The following is a 17,454-nucleotide window of genomic DNA, read 5'->3' on the forward strand; positions in this document are numbered from 1 at the left end:
TTAGATGAAATAGTTCCAATTGGCGATTTATATGCCTATAAGAGCTCCCCTCTCGGACCAAAACTTTGTTTTACCGGTCCGTAATTTCTGAATTTTTGGTAGAACCGATCGAAGATGAGCATACGAGTACATAGTTCCGACAATCTTGCGGATTTATCCGAAGCATTATCCGGATCCTTGAGAGACGAAATCTCGAGGCAGGAAGGATTATATTCTCCGACGGTAATCATCCCGAACAAGAGTATGGAGACTTGGTTGAACCTGGATCTTGTCCAGAGGTTCGGCGTGGTATTCAATATTAGATTTTTGTTCTTGGAAAAGTTTTTAGAAGAATTACTTCTCGAAAAATTTTCTCCTGAGATCGATCCAAAATCCAGGCCATTCCTCCAAGGAGAGTCCAGAAAATTCCAAATCTACGAGACCTTGCTCCGAGATCAGGAATTTCTACAAAAGTATCCAATCCTTAAAAATTATCTTTTGCCTTCCGGAAGAAAAACTCCAGATCCTGTAAGGCTCTTGGATCTGTCAGGACGTTTGGCAAAATATTTTAAGGATTACGAACTTCACAGACAGGACTGGATCCGAAATTGGTTAGGTGATAAATATTCACTTCTAAGATTGCCGGGAGAAGATATCTGGGAAGAAGTCGCCACCCAGTCGGAAATTTTTTTCTTTCAGAAAGAACTTTATTCTTATCTTACAAATTCTGATCCTTCTAAAGAAACTTTAATCCAATATTCAATGCGAAATCTCGGCTTTGAGTCCAAGGCAAAAAAACATTCTCCAAAGAATGTGTATCTATTCGCGTTGTCTCAACTTTCAAGTACCTATATTTCTATTTTTCAAAACCTTCTCCCTGAAATTCATTTAGAAGTTTTTCAATTCGGAGTTCCAGATGGAGAACCTGTAACTGGAACGGAAAGAAATCAGATCTGTAGGAACTGGGCGAACTCATTTCGTTCCTTAAAAAGATCTTGGGAAATCTCCGGAGCAGAATTTTTATATTCTGATAAAAAAGAAAAACAAACGAAGACAGTTTTATCAGAGTTCAAAGAATATCTTGGACGATCAGAATATAAAACTTCATCTCGACTTCTTCCGGACGAAAGTTTGCAAATTTTAGAAGCACCTGGAAAAGTCCGAGAAGTAGAAGCAATATTCCATCATATTCTCTCTATCTTATCAGAATCTAAAGAAACCAAATTAACCGATTTTGGGATATTTTGTTCCGATCTTTCCGAATACAGACCAGCCTTAGAGTTCGTATTTGAAGGGGGGATCCAAGCAAAACTTACGGAGAAGTCCGGCAATTCTATAAAGACACTCCCCTATAGTATACGAGATGTTCTAGCCTCAGAGACAAGTGCCTATATAAGCGGAATACTTTCTTTATTTACATTACTCTCGAAAGAAAGATCCAGAGCAGATATTTTCAAATTACTAAGAAACCCATGCTTCCAATTCAGATGGGAACTAGAACCATCCTGGGTAGAAGAATGGGCAAAATTTTCCGAAGACTTGGAATTATACCAAGACGATTCTTTAGCTGAAGATCAGCCACTTGCGTTTTCATTCAGGAAAGGTTTTTTACGATTAGCAGCAGGAAACATACTGTCTGCGGAAGAAGAGGAAGATCTTCCTGTCTCACCTTTTGACTCCGGATCAGGTTCTTCTATATCCGTTTGGATAGGGATATGGAAACGAGTATCTTTCTTATTGGAAGAATTTTCCACTCTGGTCTCAGATCAGAAAACCTCGGGAGAAAAAATTTTAGATTCACTGTCCGGTCTACTAAGAGAATTATTTTCATCTCCTTCTTCCGATCCGACCGAAGTGGAATTAGAGCAAAATATTATAGATTCATTATATGAATTGCGATCTGTGGGTTGGGATCCTAAAAATTTTAAAGATAGGCTTAAATTTTTAGAGGCATTTTTCAAACAAACCGGAGGCGAGATCCAGGTTCGAAAAGGTCAATATTTAACAGGAGGAATCACCGTATCTTCTTTGCAGCCGATGCGCCCGATCCCATTCCGACATGTATACATTTTAGGATTGGGAGAAGGTTTATTCCCCGGAACAGACGATACGTCCGCATTCAATCTAAGACATTTTGCTCCCAGAGAGGGAGATATAAATGTGAGAGGTTTAAACCAATCTCTATTATATGAAACAGTACTCTCCGCAGAACAAAGTCTGATTCTATCATTCGTTGCGGAAGATATTACAAAAGATGAAAGTATTGCCCCTTCTTCTTCCTTACTTTTACTAGAACAAGCCTTGAAAGAGAATATATTAGCTACGGAAACTTCTGTCAGGATCAAAATCCCTTTAAACAAACATAGCAAAGAATACTTTATCCAAAAAGAATCTGCTTCAGCAAAGTTTTCAGAGAAGTTCCGTAAAAGTTTCGATCTTTCTTCTTCTCTTCTCTATGGAAAAGAAGAAGATAAGGAATATTATCGTAAAACGGTTCTCGGGAATTTTCAGGACAGTCCTTCCGCAAAAAAGGAAATTCCAGATCCGGAAACTATAGATTGGAATGATCTGGTCCGATTTGCGAAGTCCCCTCTTTCTTATCATTTGCAAAGAAGGTTCGGATTATATTCGGAAGAAATTTCAGAATCCGAAACTGCAACAGAGGAACCTTTCCGTATTTCTGATAATTTCAAATTTATGAAAGAGTTATGGTCTTATTCTATGAAAAAGACTGAAAAAGAACTCCGGAATTCTTTGGACGGGCTTTTTTCGATCTGGGAAAAGAGAGGAAATATCCCAAGGGGAATTTACGGGGATACGGAATTTTTAACTAAATCAGAAAAGGTAGGAAAAATTTCGGAAGCAGTTTCCGAAATACTTTCAGATTCGGAAATTTTATCCGGTTTTACGTTCGGAGTATCTCCTAAAAAAGGGAACTTGCTCTCTTTGCCGGTCATTCCATTAGAAATTTCGAATGGACGTAGAATTAGTATAAACGGTTTAAAAGAAGATGTTTTCCTAAAAAAAGAACCAGACGATTCACTTACTCTTATTTTGGTATATCCGAATTCTAAGAAAAAGTTAAAGAACTTAATCGAACCATTTTTGATCCAATCTTTATTGGATCAGATTCCTTCTAAAACTACCCCAAGATCTGTAACCGTAATATTCGGATATGGGGACAAACCAACCATACTGAATATGAATCGAGAAGGAGAAGAAATATATCGCAAAAAATTCCTCTCCGATCTGGTGCAGGAATTTTATAATAAATCCATCTCTTTAGTTTCTCCCGGGATCTGGGAAGATTTTCCTGATAGAACGGAAATCGATCTAAACGATCCTAAAGAATTAGATTTATATTCGAAAGAATATAAAATCTGGGCACAAGAGTCAGTTCAGTATGATCCTGAAATTTATTTGGATGAGATCATCCGGCTTTTGCCCTACTCCCAAAACTACATAAATGAAAAAGATTTTTATCTCTGCCTAAAACTCTATCATCCGTTGGAGAAGGTTTTTTATGCAGAAAGGTAAACTGGAATCGGTAAGCAATTCTTTTGCAGACCAAATTGATATTACAAAAAACGGTTTTATAGGTGCTTCCGCCGGAACAGGAAAAACCCATACAATCGTATTTTTAGTTTTGAAAATATTAAAAGATTCTTTTAGGACTTCTTTGGGTTCAGATAAATCTCCTTTCGGAATAGAATCTATATTAGTACTTACTTATACAGATAAGGCGGCATCAGAACTAAAAGGTAGAATCCGAGCAGAGCTAAAAAATACTATCCTCAAATTAGAGAAAATAGAATCTCCAAATGAAGAAGAATCCAAAGAACTGGATTATTTTTTGAACCAGGCTTCTCGTTTAGACCAGGCTTATATTTCCACGATTCACGGATTTGCACATAAGATCATAAAAGAATATTCTCTGGAATCAGGTAGTTCCGAAAATTCGGAACTTGTAGAAGAGTTTTCCGCCGTTTCTAAGGCGCTGTATCGAAGAATGCGTAACGAGTTCAACGGAAAGTATCCTAAAGAACTTTTGCCCTTCATACTCTCCCAGGCAAATCGTTTTTATAATGATGGATTCCAAGGAACTACTTGGGAGAATTTTGTATCCAGTCTTGCGGTGAAGAAGGTTTCTTCTCCAGATTCGATCCAACTACTTCCCCGGCCTCAAAAATTTCCGGAGATCAGTTCTATTAAAAATGTATTTTTGGAAATACAGTCCGTTCTTCCTAAATTTTTAGAATTTCAGGATTCTTTTAAAAAGAAGATCAACGCGAATAAGTACAAAGCACTTTCCGCTCGACAGATTGAATTTCGGGATTCTTTAAAAGATCTGATCGATTCTTCCGAACCATTTTCTCCTTTCCCTTTTACACTCGCCCTCAAAAAGATCTTGGATCTAAAAAGAGGCGAAAGTTCCGGGATAGAATCCATTCTTCTTTCCGACGAAGAATTAAAAACAGTAACAGGTGAATCAGGATATCTCTCTTATACATTAGAAAGAGAAAAAATCCGTAAACTTGCTCTAAATCTAAGTGTTTTAGAATCTTCTCTTTTTTCTTTCTTAATTTCCCTAGCAGAAGATATCGCAGAAGATTCGGTTAAGATCAAAGAGGAAGAAAACTCGATTACCTATGGTGATATGATCTTAGGACTTTCTAATTCCTTGGAAAAAAATCCGGCATTAGTCTCTGAATTAAGAAAACGTTTTCGATTCGGGATTATAGACGAATTTCAAGACACCGATCCGGATCAATATAATATTTTCAGAATATTGTTCTTAGAAAAATCCAATATCTCCGAAACGGAAGGGAAACTTTTTTTGATCGGAGATGCAAAGCAGTCTATCTACGGTTTTAGAGGAGCGGATTTAGGGACTTATCTATCTGCAAAGAGAGAATTCGATACCGACGGGAAATTTGCGGATTCTTCTATCGTTTATCCGGAGCTAGACACAAATCGTAGATCTTTACCTGAACTCATTTCTTCTTATAATTCCATTTTCGGAAGTAAGAAAGGAGAATGGTTTCCGATTGGAGAAACTGGGTTTTTACCGATAGAATACGTGAATGTAAAATCTCCTGAAATTCCAGGAAAGGCGATTTTATATTCAGATAAAAGTAATCGTGCCGCTTTAAATGTATTCTCTCTCTCTAAAGAAAGTAATGCAGATCGATTAAAGGACCAATATTCCCGGTTTTTAGCGGAAGAGATACTTCATCTGGTTTCCGAAAAGTCCGAGATCTATATTAAAAAAGAAGGAAGTTCTTCTCCTGAAAAGTTGAGCTGGTCGGATATTTCAGTTTTAGTCCGAGGAGAAAACGATTCCGAATTTTTAAAAAGGCAATTTAAGACAAGAGGAATCCCTCATACTTATCCTAAACAAACCGGTCTATTCGGATCATCTGAGGCAATCCGAGTCAGGGAGATCCTTCGATGTTTAAATGAAGAAGGAAGCAGGGATTCATTTTATAAATTGCTAATATCCGATCTATTCTGTGTTCGTCCTGAAAATCTGCAAAATTACGAAGAATACCCGATCGAGTCCGGAGAAAAAAGACTTTTAGAAACCTGGAGGAAATTCTCTCGTAAAAAAGATTTCCCCGGTTTATTCGGATCTATCTTAACTGAAAGTAAATTGGCTTCTCCCCTCACTGAAGAATCTAGGCAGGACTGGGAAAGAAAGATTACAAACTTCAAACAAATATTTTTCTTCTTAACTGAAAAAGCATCCAAATCGGACCAAACCTTAGGAGAGTTAATCACCTATTTAGAATCCAAGATGGTTTCTAAAGAAGATGAAAAGGATTATTTAGAAAAGGATTCGGAAGAAGACAGGGTCAAAATTTTCACCATTCATTCTTGTAAAGGATTAGAATTTCCGGTTGTATTTTTATTCGGAGGATTTTCAGGATGGGGCACACAAAGAAAAAAATTCTCGGAATATAGGGAAGATGAAAAACGTATTATAGATCTGGAAAATAATAAAGAGGAAATTTCAGTCTTCAACACGATCAACGAAGACAAAAGACTTTATTACGTAGCCTTGACTCGGGCAATGTACAAATTTTATTTTCCGTTACTCGCAGAACCTGACCCAAAACGTCCTTTGGAATTATTCCGAAAATCATTCCATGCAGCTGTTTCTGAATTTCCGAAAGATTCTTCCGTGGCAAAATTCTGGGAGAATGAAGATGGAGAATATGTGCAGGAATGGATTAGAGATCACAAAACAATTACCGGATTAACAACTATTCCAATAAAAGAAGAAGGATCTGAAATTTTACGTTCCGTAGAAATTTGGCCCGACAAAGCGGAAAAAAGAAAAATTTTCTTAGAAAGTTATTCTTCCTTGGATTCATTTTTTATTTCGGAAGGATTAGGATTCCAGGTCTCTGAAACAAAAACATTCAAAACAGACGAGACACCTGAGGAATCTAAAGAAGAAGAACTCCCTTCTTCCAATAAAATGGGGAATTTACTTCACCAACTTCTGGAAACGGAAGATTTTAATATTTATAAAAATGCAAAATCTGCAAAACAAATCCCTGAAAACATCTTAAAATCGTATATTAATATTTTAAAATCTTACGGATACGGAAATAGCTTCGAACAATTGGAACTATTTGCCAAAAAAATCTCCGAATTGTTTTGGAATACTCTTAGAACTCCACTGTCTCATTCGAAAGAAAAGACATCACTTTCAGAAATTTCTATATCTGAAAGAAAACATGAGGTGGATTTCTTTTTAAAAATCCCCGAACAAACCGGTACTTCCGACTTATTAAAAGGAACCCTAGATCTAATATTCCGTTCCGAAGATAAATATTGGATCTTAGATTGGAAGTCCAACCTTCTTTCTTCCAATTTCGGAGAAGATCCTTATTCGGAATCTCATTTGAAAGAAAAAATTCAGGAATCTTATTCTTTGCAGATGGCAATCTATTCCGTAGTTCTGGATGATTGGTTGAGATTTAAATATGGAAAAGAATACGATCCTAAACTTTTAGGCGGAATGTATTTCGTATTTCTGCGAGGAACAGATCCGAACAAGCCAGGAAGAGGGATTTTTTACCAAGATATAGATATTGAATTCGTGAAAGTTTCTAAGGAAAAAATAAAAGAAACCTTGGATCTGAAAAACAGAATTTCGGCGGAAAAAGAATGAAAGAAGAATCCCTCGAAACAATTTTAGATCAAGAATATGCAGGATTTCTTACTAAGGAATTTTCGACTTATGTAAAGGAAATCCCTTACGAGGTGTTATTCTCGTGGAACTTATCCTTAATCCAAGCATCCAAAACAGGAAATCTGGCGATCCCATTCTCTGGAAAAGATGAGATTTCGGAAATACTATTCAAAAAAAGGGACAATTTATTATATTTTTCTAAAGTATTTAATCAATTAACCACAGTTGAGAAAGGTTTTGAAACCCTACTCAAAACCGCTGTCACGACTAAACCCGAAAAAGTACAAGAAGTTTTAAAAGAACTCATTTCTTCCAACCCACTATCGATTAAAAGAGGGAATAAAGAATATATACTTTGTGGAGAAGGAGAACAAAAAGAAGCCTTAGAAAAAGCACTTAGATATCGATTTTTTGTTCTAACCGGTGGACCAGGTACGGGAAAAACCACTGTAGTGGCCAATGTGATCCGTGGACTCTTACGATTGGGTTATAATCAAAAACAGATCGGACTTGCGGCACCTACTGGAAGAGCAGCTCAAAGACTAAAAGAATCCTTAGAAAATACGATCTCGAATCTTCGCACGAAAAATGAATTGGATGATTCTATTTTTGAAATCCCAACTTCCACATTACATAGACTTTTAGAATATAATCCTAGAAAAAGGAATTATAAATACGGCAAAAATTTTCCACTCCCCCATCGAGTTATTATCTTGGACGAGGTATCTATGGTGGATCTGCATATGATGTACAGATTGATAGAAGCCTTACCTTTCGAAACGGAAAATTTCAGATTTATACTTTTAGGCGACCCAAATCAGTTACCTAGTGTGGAAGCCGGAGCAGTTTTATCCGACCTAGTTAAGTCTTTAAAGAAACTAAATTCTGAAAATCTAATAGAATTGAGAATAAGCCATAGACAAGAAGAGGAATTTTCTTCTATTTCTAAAGCGGCAGAACTTTGTGTAAGAGAGAATGTTTCTTTGTCTGAATTCCAAGAGAATCTTCCTAAAACTATACAGTTAGATACAATTTTTCCAAGTTCTACAAAGGAAGATCTAAAGGGTTTTTATCAGATCACATTAAATTATAAAAAAGAATGGAAGGAATTTTTAAAAAGAACTGCAGAAGATAGGATTTTACCTATTTTTTCTAAACTTCCCAATCCGAATTCTCCTCAGGAACTAAAAGAATATTTAAACAAGGACTTAAATCGATTTAAGATACTTACAATTCTTAGGAATGGGATTTTCGGAAGTGAATACATCAATAAAGAATTAACGGAACTTATTTTACATCATAAAAAAGGAAACTTAGTCCAAATTGGGACCAAAACTTATTTTTCAGGACTCCCTATACTCATTACAAAAAACGATAGAGTGAGAGGAGTTTATAATGGAGACACAGGTCTTGTTTTAGAAATCCAAACTCCGAATGGAGGAAGCGAATTAAGGGCATTATTTTTTATAGAAGGAGAGATCAGAGACTTCGCTTTGGATACTCTTCCTCCTCATGAACCTGCGTTTGCAATAACAGTCCACAAATCCCAAGGTTCAGAATATGATTCTATTTTTATTATATATCCTCCGGATCCAGCGGATCTAAATACGGAAGAAGTTTCCTTGGAACTTTTCAAAAAGGAAATTTTATATACTGCGATCACTAGAGCAAAACGTTCCGCATTTCTGGTTTCGGAAGGAAAACTTCTAGAATATTCTCTCCGAAACCGTTTTGAAAGATTAACAGGTTTTAAACTAGTTTAGATTACTTATGATCTCTAGTATAAACTCCGTCCCAAGAAGTTGGAGGTGGAGTTTTTTTATACTCATTACATCTTTCTACAAGTAACTGGACTGCTTTATCGTCCTTACCTTTTGCTTTTTCGGATTCCTTAAACTTCTTAGTGGCAGCTTCCCATTTACGATCCAAGTATAATGTTAAACCTTCTTCATATAAACCGATGATCTCTTTTTTGGCAGAGGCGACACCTTTCAATTCTGAGATCGCTTCATATAAGATTACCGGCTCATTTTTACCTTTTACTCGAACTAGATCTAGTTTTCTGGTAAAAATAGAATCTTTAATTTCGGAATGAACTGAATCGGAAACCAAAATGGAAACTCCATAATCTTTACCTGCAGCTTCCAAACGAGCCGCTAGGTTTACTGTATCTCCCATCATCGTATAAGACGCGAGAGCATCCGTTCCCATAAATCCGACTTTGGCAAGTCCGGTATTCAAACCGATCCGAATCTGCATATCTCTTGCGTCAGGAATATATTTTTGGCCCTTCTTCCAACCGGATCGTAATTCTTCCAGTTTGTCCAACATCTTGATGGAAGCACGAGTTGCTTTCAAGCAGTGGCCTTCTACATCTACGGGTGCATTAAAAATACCTACGATTGCATCCCCAATATACTTATCCAAAACTCCGTCGTGATCTTTTAAAATCAAAGTCATTGCGGAAAGATATTCGTTCAGAAGTTCGGATAATTCTACAGAACTTAACTTTTCGCTAATATTAGAAAATCCTGCTACATCTGAGAAGAATGCTGTTACCCTTTTTTCAGTACCTCTTTTGAGGGCGGCAAGATCCTTCATTGCCTCTCCGATCACCACTGGATCGATCATACTTCCAAGGATACCTTTGATCTTCTCTCTTTCTCTAAGACCGGTCACCATTTGGTTGAGTGCGACGGAAAGATTTCCGAATTCGTCGCTTCCACCCTGTTCGAATTCTACGTTTAGATTTCCTTTTCCTACTTGTTCCGCGTTTCTGATCAAACGTTTGATCTTCGTGACCACGAAACCCGAGATAAACACGGCTAAGAAAATGGAAAATCCACAAATCCCTAATGCGGAAATTACTGCCCTGTCTCTATTACGGCGAATGGATTCCAAACCTTCCGTTCTATCTACTACGGTTCGGATCACTCCTGAAAAATTGGAAGCCAACACAACTGTAGGAAGATCTTCCGAAACTTCTGAAATTAAAGGTGTTGAGTCTAATTTCCAAAGGATCTGTTCAGCTTCCGTTCTACTGTTTCCAATGATCCCATCCGGAAATTGAGCTTTTAATTTTGCAGTAGGAGTTTCACTTTCTCCAGAATAGATCCACTCTCTGACGGAATTCCAACGTTTGTGGAAAGTTTCTTTTCCTTCTTCCGATTGAACAGATTTCCCATAATCGGAACCATCCGGTCTAAATCTGAGTAAGATCTGATCTTCTAAAGCGGAATCTCTAATAAAACCAAAAGATTCCACTTCCAGTTCTTCCTCTTCTTTAGGAGGATTGTTCCGAAGATAAGTTGCATATAATAAATTTCTTTTACGGACTAAGGCAGCGTATTGTGTATATTGTTTCTTAAATTCTTTGTCTTTAAACGGAGGAATAGGAGGTTTTTTCTCCTTTAATTCCTTGAGTCTAGTCTCTAAGATTGGAGGGATTTTAGAAATTTCTGTTAAAATGTCTTGTTCTTCTCTTAAATAATTTGTCCAAGGTCCAAGTGTATTTCTTCTAGATTCTAAAAGTTTGGCTCTTTCCGTAGAAGCCGGATTTCTAAAATGAGGAGAATATAAAGCCTGTAGTTCCAATCCATTTTGTTGGAAAGAAGTAGGACGAATTTCTCCTAAAACTCCAGCTCCTTCTAAAAGAGAACTGAGTGCAGATTTTAAACCTTCTTCCAAATTTTCTTCCATTGGTGCTTGGTTTAAAGAAGATTCTGAATCGAAAATTTTAGTATCTAATGTAGGCTCGGAAGCTTCTCCCGGAATGATACCTGAAACAGGAAATGTTTGGATCCTAAATCTGCCTGTATCCAATCCTAATTCTTTAATCTTTCTTTTTTTGGAATCTGCAAGTATGGAGACTATATTCTCATCTAAATCAGATCTAAGCTTTCGTGCTAAAATTAATTTTTTACGTAGTTCTTCTTCGGCGGCGGAGATTTCCGTATGATCCGGTTTTTCTTGATTTTCTTTTAATTCGCCTAGACGTTTTCTAATAAGCCCCGCCTCTCTATCCGCAAATACGAATTTTTTAGCCATTGCTTGGAGGCGCGCAAATTCTTTATCGCTGACTACTTCTTCTCCGCCGTGCTGAAGCTGGACACGGATATTCTTTTCTAAAACTTGTATATCGTCTTTAGAGAGATAAGCGGAATAATACGTATCCAAAGTTTTACGGACCGTATTTTTCCCTAAGGCACCGAATAGACTAGTCTTGATCCCGAAAAAGGAAACCTTCTTCTCTTGGACTACAGTCTTGGTCGTTTTATATTTTTTTAATGCTTCTGTTTGTTTGCTGACTCTGTCCCTAAATTCTTCGATCCGGATTAAACTTTGGGAAATATTGTCCAACTCCAGAACGAGAGAAGAGATATATTTTCTGGAAATAGCGGCTTCCCTATCATAACTATCCGTGAGAATCTCGGTTTGTTGCCTTACATAAATAATGGAAAGTATTAGAATTGTCAGAACAATCAGACTTCCGGTAAACCATGCGAGTTTTGCTCGTATCCCCGAATAAAATAGTCTCGGAAGAACTAGAGTAAGATCTAGGATTTTTTGCCCGAAACCACGCTTGTCAGAAGTCTGTGTACCCATATAATAGTAACAGCACCAGTCCGAATTTTTTCTGGCAAGCCTATAAAATTTGGAAATTTATTTCCGAATGGATTAGAATAATTTTTCGTAACTAGCCGTTCTATAGTCTGCGGTCAGGTAGAAGGTATGGTCGCAGGACGGACAACGATAATTTCCTTTTCCCTGCACTCTCAAAATCTGGAGGCAAGCGGGACAGGCCGTAGTGCTTTCGTTAGGTTCAAAATTCCGATCTAAATTTTGACCGGAGACTAGATAATATTTTGCTTCTTCTCTAGTTTTGAAATAAGGGATTTTTTCTCGTAGCCCAAGTCGGTTCCAATCTCCCATCAGACTTTCGGACAATCCGCAGGCAGCATATTGGGAACTTAAATGAGTGAGAGAAGAATTTTTGAGAGAAAGTAAACCGCTCTCATCCCAGACTTGCAGGTCTCTGGCATCCAGTAGAATTTTATGAGGCTCGCCTCGGAGTAAAGGATCCGTTTTTTCTCGGAAAGTGTTTCCGAGTAAAGAATCCAGTTTGCCTTGTAAATTGACGATCAATTCTTTCACTAGAATAAAAGCCCTTTAAAGTTTCGAATCAGATCGGGTTTTTAAGCAACCTAAAAAACTCAAAAAGATTGGACTTTTCCTCACCAGCGACATTTTTTTTACTTAATGGGTCAATGGAATCGTCGAAGCCTTCTTTTCCCTTTGGATTTAAGCTTCATGATCCTCTCCTATTTTTTAGCCCACCTGATTCGTTTCGAATCCACTGTATTTCTACAGGAACCTAACGACTTTTTCATTCCACTTTTAATCGTAGTGGTCTGTCGTTCTCTAGTATTTCTATTTTCGAATATTTATAGATCGATTTGGGCTTATGCTTCTATCCACGACTTAGTGGAAATTATCAAGACCACCATTCTTTCTTCACTGATCTCGAATACCGCACTCTTATTTTACAACGGATTCGAACATCTTTCCAGAATGATACCCGTAATAGATACACTTCTTCTTTTGGGATTTTTGTGTATTCGCAGCCTTTCTTGGAGACTAGTGAGAGATCAGTACATTCTGCGCAAAAAACAAGGCGATGGAATTCCTACACTCATCCTAGGCGCCGGAAAAACGGGAGCTACACTTCTTACCGAGTTAAGAAGGCATAATGATCTGAACCTTCTCCCCTTGGGCCTCTTGGACGATGATGAATCCAAGATTGGAGCACATATCCAAGGTGTACCGGTACTCGGAAAAATCGACCAGGCAGAATCTTTAATCCGTTCTCTGGAAATCAAAAAGGTACTTATTGCATTCAGCAATCCGGACGGAAAACAGATAGGTAAACTTATCAAAAGTTTCGAATCCGAAAATGTGGATTTTAAGATCCTTCCTTCTTTGGGCTCTCTTTTTTTTGATCCGCCTAAAGTGCAACAATTAAGAGAGATCCGGGTCGAAGACGTTCTAGGTCGTCCAGTAGTAGATCTAGAGATAGAATCTATCCGTTCTTATATTGCCGGTAAAACTGTGCTTATCACCGGCGCAGGCGGCTCTATCGGAAGCGAATTATGCAGACAAGTTGCAGTATTTCATCCAGCAAAAATGATCCTACTCGATTCCGCAGAAACTCCTTTGTACGAGATCGATTACGAACTCAGAAAAGTTTTTAAAGACAGTGGGATCCAATTCAGAGCGGTGATCGCAGATATTAAAAATCCATTGAGGATAGGCTCCGTTTTTGAAACCGATCGTCCCCAAGTGGTATTTCATTCCGCAGCTTACAAACATGTACCCATGATGGAGATCAATCCGTCCGAAGCAGTTTTAAATAATGTACTAGGGACCAAAAACTTAGCGGATATTTCTAGAATTTATGGGACCGAACGTTTTGTTTTAATTTCCACAGACAAGGCAGTCAATCCAGTAAACATAATGGGTGCTTCCAAGAGAGTTGCTGAGTTGTATCTGCAAGCGATCTCTCAAGGGACCAAAACAAAATTTATTACAGTAAGATTTGGTAACGTATTAGGCTCCAGCGGTTCGGTCATTCCTAGATTCAGGGAACAGATCAGCAATGGTGGTCCAGTTACGGTAACCCATCCTGATATTATCCGTTATTTTATGACAATCCCGGAAGCAACACAATTGGTTTTACAAGCCGCAGCTATGGGGGAGAAGGAAGAAATTTTTCTCTTAGATATGGGAGAACCGATCCGGATCCTAAATCTTGCAGAAGACATGATCCGGCTTTCTGGATTCAGGCCTTATACAGATATTCCAATTGTATTCACAGGTTTAAGACCGGGAGAAAAACTATTCGAAGAACTGCTGTTAGATCTAGAAGGGATCAAAAAAACACATCATCCTAAAATCAGGATTGCAGCCCCTTTAGAGGAAGGAGATCCTAGCAGCTTCCAGGCCAGATTTAACTCTTTATTAGAAGCAGCAAAATCGGATCGAGAAGATGAGATATTCTCTTCTTTTAAGACGCTCGTGCCTGAGTATAAAATACATAAAGAATATATCAGCGAGGAAACCTCGCGTAAGTTGAAAAATGATGGATAGTCCGAATTTAGAAGACATACAGGCACTTCGAGAATTCAAAAAACAACTCTTTTCAGTGTACTGGGAAAGGTTCGGCACCTTCTATGTACACGTAATGCCTCATCCTGATTTGAAAATCGGAAAAAGAGGACTCGTGGGAGAAGAACCTGAATCAGGTATCATCCTAGTGATAGGACCCCGCGCAGCAAGGGACATTAAAATAGAAGAAGAATGGGTCTACGCAGAACTACAGTTCGGCTATACCTGGGAACAAGTCTTTCTTCCTTGGGACGGAATCTTCAGATATTTCGACAAGTCCCAACAAACAGTTACTCAAATGAGAATTTATTTAGGTAAACCGGATATTCCTCCTAAAAAAGAGAACTTGACTCCGGCAGAAACCAAAGAAGAAGTTTCCGATCCTGAATCTGGTACTTCAAAACGAAAAGATAATGTAATCCAAGTAGACTTCGGGAGTAAAACAAAGAAATGAGCAAATACAAATGGTTTGTTGCCGGAGATCTGGACGGATTTTTCGGACTGATGATTGATAACCTGATCCAAATTTTGGTTCTGGTAGCTTTATGTATCGGATTCTGTGGAATGCCTCAGGATTTCGTATTCAGAGTAGTGATCCCTGGAGCTGCAATTTCCCTCTTAGTTGGAAATTTATTCTACGCTTGGCAAGCAAGACAACTATCAATCTCTGAAAACAGAAGTGATGTAACCGCATTACCTTACGGAATCAATACTGTTTCCTTATTCGCATTCGTCTTTTTTGTAATGTTCCCAGTTTACCAAAAAACGAACAGTTATAAAGCTGCTTGGTCTATAGGGCTTCTTGCAAGTTTCGTCTCTGGTTTGATCGAATTTTTTGGAGCATTTGTTGCGGAGAAGATCCGCAAGGCAACTCCAAGAGCCGCACTCCTCTCTGCGCTCGCAGGAATTGCACTTACATTTATCTCCATGGACTTTTTGGTCCGAACATTCTTAAACCCGCTTGTTGCATTTGTTCCATTCGGAATTATACTTCTACAATATTTCGGAAGAGTTGTTTTTCCATTTAAGATCCCAGGCGGGCTCATCTCAGTTATCGTAGGGACCTTGCTTGCTTGGTATCTTCCTCATCTCACTGGAAAACAAATGATGGATGGAGCCGCATTACACTCCTCTATCGACTTTGGATTTAATTTCCCAGTATGGAGCGGAGGAGATCTATTCGAAGCTTGGAACCAAATTGGTATCAGAGAATATTTATCCGTGATCTTGCCTATGGGAATTTTTAACGTAATCGGTTCCTTACAAAACATAGAATCTGCGGAAGCCGCCGGAGATAAATACAATACCAGAAATTCTCTTATGATGAACGGTGTTGGAACGATCGTCGGTTCTTTATTTGGATCTCCTTTCCCGACTACAATTTATATCGGTCATCCAGGTTGGAAGGCTCTCGGTGCAAGATCCGGTTACTCCAGCTTAAACGGAATTTTCATGACATTAATTGCGTTCTTCGGATTAGTCAGTTTTGTTTGTGCACTGATTCCGGTCGAAGCAGGAATGGCGATCGTACTTTGGATCGGTATCGTAATCGGTGCACAGGCATTCGAAGCTACACCTACTAGACATGCACCAGCAGTTGTACTTGGGCTTCTTCCTGCACTTGCGGGCTGGGGAGTTTTGATGATCCAAAGTGCATTCAATTATGCAGCTCCAATTCTTGCAAAAGCGATAGAAGGAACAGAGGCAGCTTCTAAAACCCAAAATATCTGGCTTTCTACAGTACCGTTAGATCAGCCAATTTTCCCTTATTCTCTCGGTGGGCTTTTGAGTTTATCCCAGGGATTTTTACTTTCTTCCATGGTTTGGGCAGCGATCGCAACATTTGTAATCGATAGAGATTTTAAGAAGGCAATTATCGCCAGCTTGATCGGCGCACTCCTTGCTGGAACAGGATTTATACATTCTTATTCCTTGGCTGGAAACGCAATTTTGAACTCTTTTCAGCTAAACCTGGGTCCATTTGTTTGGGCATATTTATTACTTGCGGGACTTTTTCTTCTCGCTTCTTTCTTAAAGAAGGAACCTAGAGCGGTCTAACTATTTACCGGAATTTAGGAGACCGGCGGGCACGGAGTTACCGAGGCCTAAAAAACTTCTAAAAAGGAGAACTGTTCGCCTATGGCGCTTTTTCGTAGATTTGGATTATTCGCGCTTACCAATATCGCGGTAATTTTCACGATCGGATTAATACTCAGACTTACCGGACTAGATGTTTATTTAGCTAAGTCCGGAGTACCTTACGCTACTACCCTTTTATTCGCTGCGATCTGGGGTATGGGAGGCGCATTCATTTCTTTGCTGCTTTCCAAGTTTATGGTAAAGGCCTCCATGGGAGTCCAAGTGATCGATCCTAGAAACGCATCCGGATGGCAAAGAGATCTTTTAACTAGAGTGCAAAGATTGGCCCAGGCAGCGGGACTACCTATGCCGGAAGTCGGTTATTACGAATCTCCTGAGATCAACGCATTCGCTACAGGTCCTAGCAGAAGTAGCGCATTAGTCGCTGTTTCCACCGGACTTTTGAACGGAATGGATAGCGAAGAATTGGACGGAGTTTTAGGACACGAACTTTCTCACGTAGCCAACGGAGACATGGTAACCATGACTTTGGTGCAAGGAGTGATCAACTCATTCGTGATCTTCTTCTCTTGGATTGTAAGTAAGGTGATCGTTTCTCAATTGAATCGTAATGATGATAGAGGATCCAGCGGTGGATTCTTCATGGAGTTCATGATCAGACAATTGCTTATGGTAGTTTTCGGACTTCTGGGTTCCATAGTTGTAGCTTACGTTTCCAGAGCCAGAGAGTTCCGCGCTGACGCGGGCGGAGCAAAATTGGCGGGAAGATCCAGCATGATCTCCGCTTTAGAAAGATTAAAAGTCGCTTTCAATAGAGATCCGATCGATCAAAGAGGGGAAACCATCGCCGCTTTGAAAATTTCAAATAGAGCGGGAGGACTTGCTTCCTTATTTGCAACCCACCCTCCTCTAGAAGAAAGAATTGCTGCTCTTAGAGCAAAAGCATACTAACCTAAATTCGCGGCCTTCTTTTCTGGAGGCCGCTCCCATTACCCATTGAAAAAAGA

9 protein-coding genes are annotated in these 17,454 nt (G+C 38.7%); 7 read left to right on the forward strand and 2 right to left on the reverse strand.

The features are described from left to right. Positions 1-114 precede the first annotated feature (114 nt). From CH377_RS10235 to recD, 3 genes are read left to right on the forward strand one after another with little or no spacing between them, the layout of a single operon-like run. Complete coding sequence (locus tag CH377_RS10235) at positions 115-3,516, forward strand: exodeoxyribonuclease V subunit gamma (RefSeq protein ID WP_100723710.1); 3,402 nt, start codon at positions 115-117, stop codon at positions 3,514-3,516. Continuing rightward, entirely contained in the window at positions 3,503-7,162 is a 3,660-nt protein-coding gene (locus CH377_RS10240) for a UvrD-helicase domain-containing protein (RefSeq protein WP_100723711.1), read from the forward strand. Before CH377_RS10235 ends, CH377_RS10240 begins: the two co-directional genes overlap by 14 nt. Continuing rightward, a complete protein-coding gene (recD, locus tag CH377_RS10245; protein ID WP_100723712.1) occupies positions 7,159-8,946 on the forward strand; it encodes an exodeoxyribonuclease V subunit alpha in 1,788 nt (595 codons plus the stop codon). Before CH377_RS10240 ends, recD begins: the two co-directional genes overlap by 4 nt. Position 8,947: 1 nt before the next feature. Here the strand turns inward: recD and CH377_RS10250 are convergent, their stop codons facing one another. Together CH377_RS10250 and CH377_RS10255 are read right to left on the reverse strand one after the other, a co-directional pair. Next, entirely contained in the window at positions 8,948-11,788 is a 2,841-nt protein-coding gene (locus CH377_RS10250) for an adenylate/guanylate cyclase domain-containing protein (protein WP_100723713.1), read from the reverse strand. Positions 11,789-11,860: 72 nt separating this feature from the next. Further along, positions 11,861-12,337 (reverse strand): STAS domain-containing protein, encoded by a 477-nt coding sequence (locus tag CH377_RS10255; RefSeq protein ID WP_100723714.1) that lies wholly within the window; start codon positions 12,335-12,337, stop codon positions 11,861-11,863. A 105-nt stretch (positions 12,338-12,442) separates the two neighbouring features. Here CH377_RS10255 and CH377_RS10260 point away from each other — a divergent pair, with 105 nt between their 5' ends. The 4 genes from CH377_RS10260 to htpX all read left to right on the forward strand — a co-directional run bounded on the left by CH377_RS10260 (position 12,443) and on the right by htpX (position 17,398). Continuing rightward, entirely contained in the window at positions 12,443-14,329 is a 1,887-nt protein-coding gene (locus CH377_RS10260) for a polysaccharide biosynthesis protein (RefSeq protein WP_100723715.1), read from the forward strand. After that, positions 14,322-14,801 carry a ClpXP protease specificity-enhancing factor SspB gene (locus CH377_RS10265; RefSeq protein ID WP_100723864.1) on the forward strand — a complete coding sequence of 160 codons (480 nt, stop codon included), beginning with the start codon at positions 14,322-14,324 and terminating at the stop codon, positions 14,799-14,801. Before CH377_RS10260 ends, CH377_RS10265 begins: the two co-directional genes overlap by 8 nt. Further along, positions 14,798-16,405 (forward strand): permease, encoded by a 1,608-nt coding sequence (locus CH377_RS10270; protein ID WP_100723716.1) that lies wholly within the window; start codon positions 14,798-14,800, stop codon positions 16,403-16,405. The genes CH377_RS10265 and CH377_RS10270 overlap by 4 nt, the downstream gene beginning before the upstream one ends. An 81-nt stretch (positions 16,406-16,486) precedes the next feature. After that, the gene (gene htpX, locus CH377_RS10275) at positions 16,487-17,398 is read left to right on the forward strand and encodes a protease HtpX (protein WP_100723717.1); all 912 of its coding nucleotides are present in this window, start codon (positions 16,487-16,489) and stop codon (positions 17,396-17,398) included. The last annotated feature ends 56 nt before the right edge of the window (positions 17,399-17,454 follow it).

The organism is Leptospira haakeii (genome assembly GCF_002812045.1).
Classification (GTDB): Bacteria; Spirochaetota; Leptospiria; order Leptospirales; family Leptospiraceae; genus Leptospira_B; species Leptospira_B haakeii.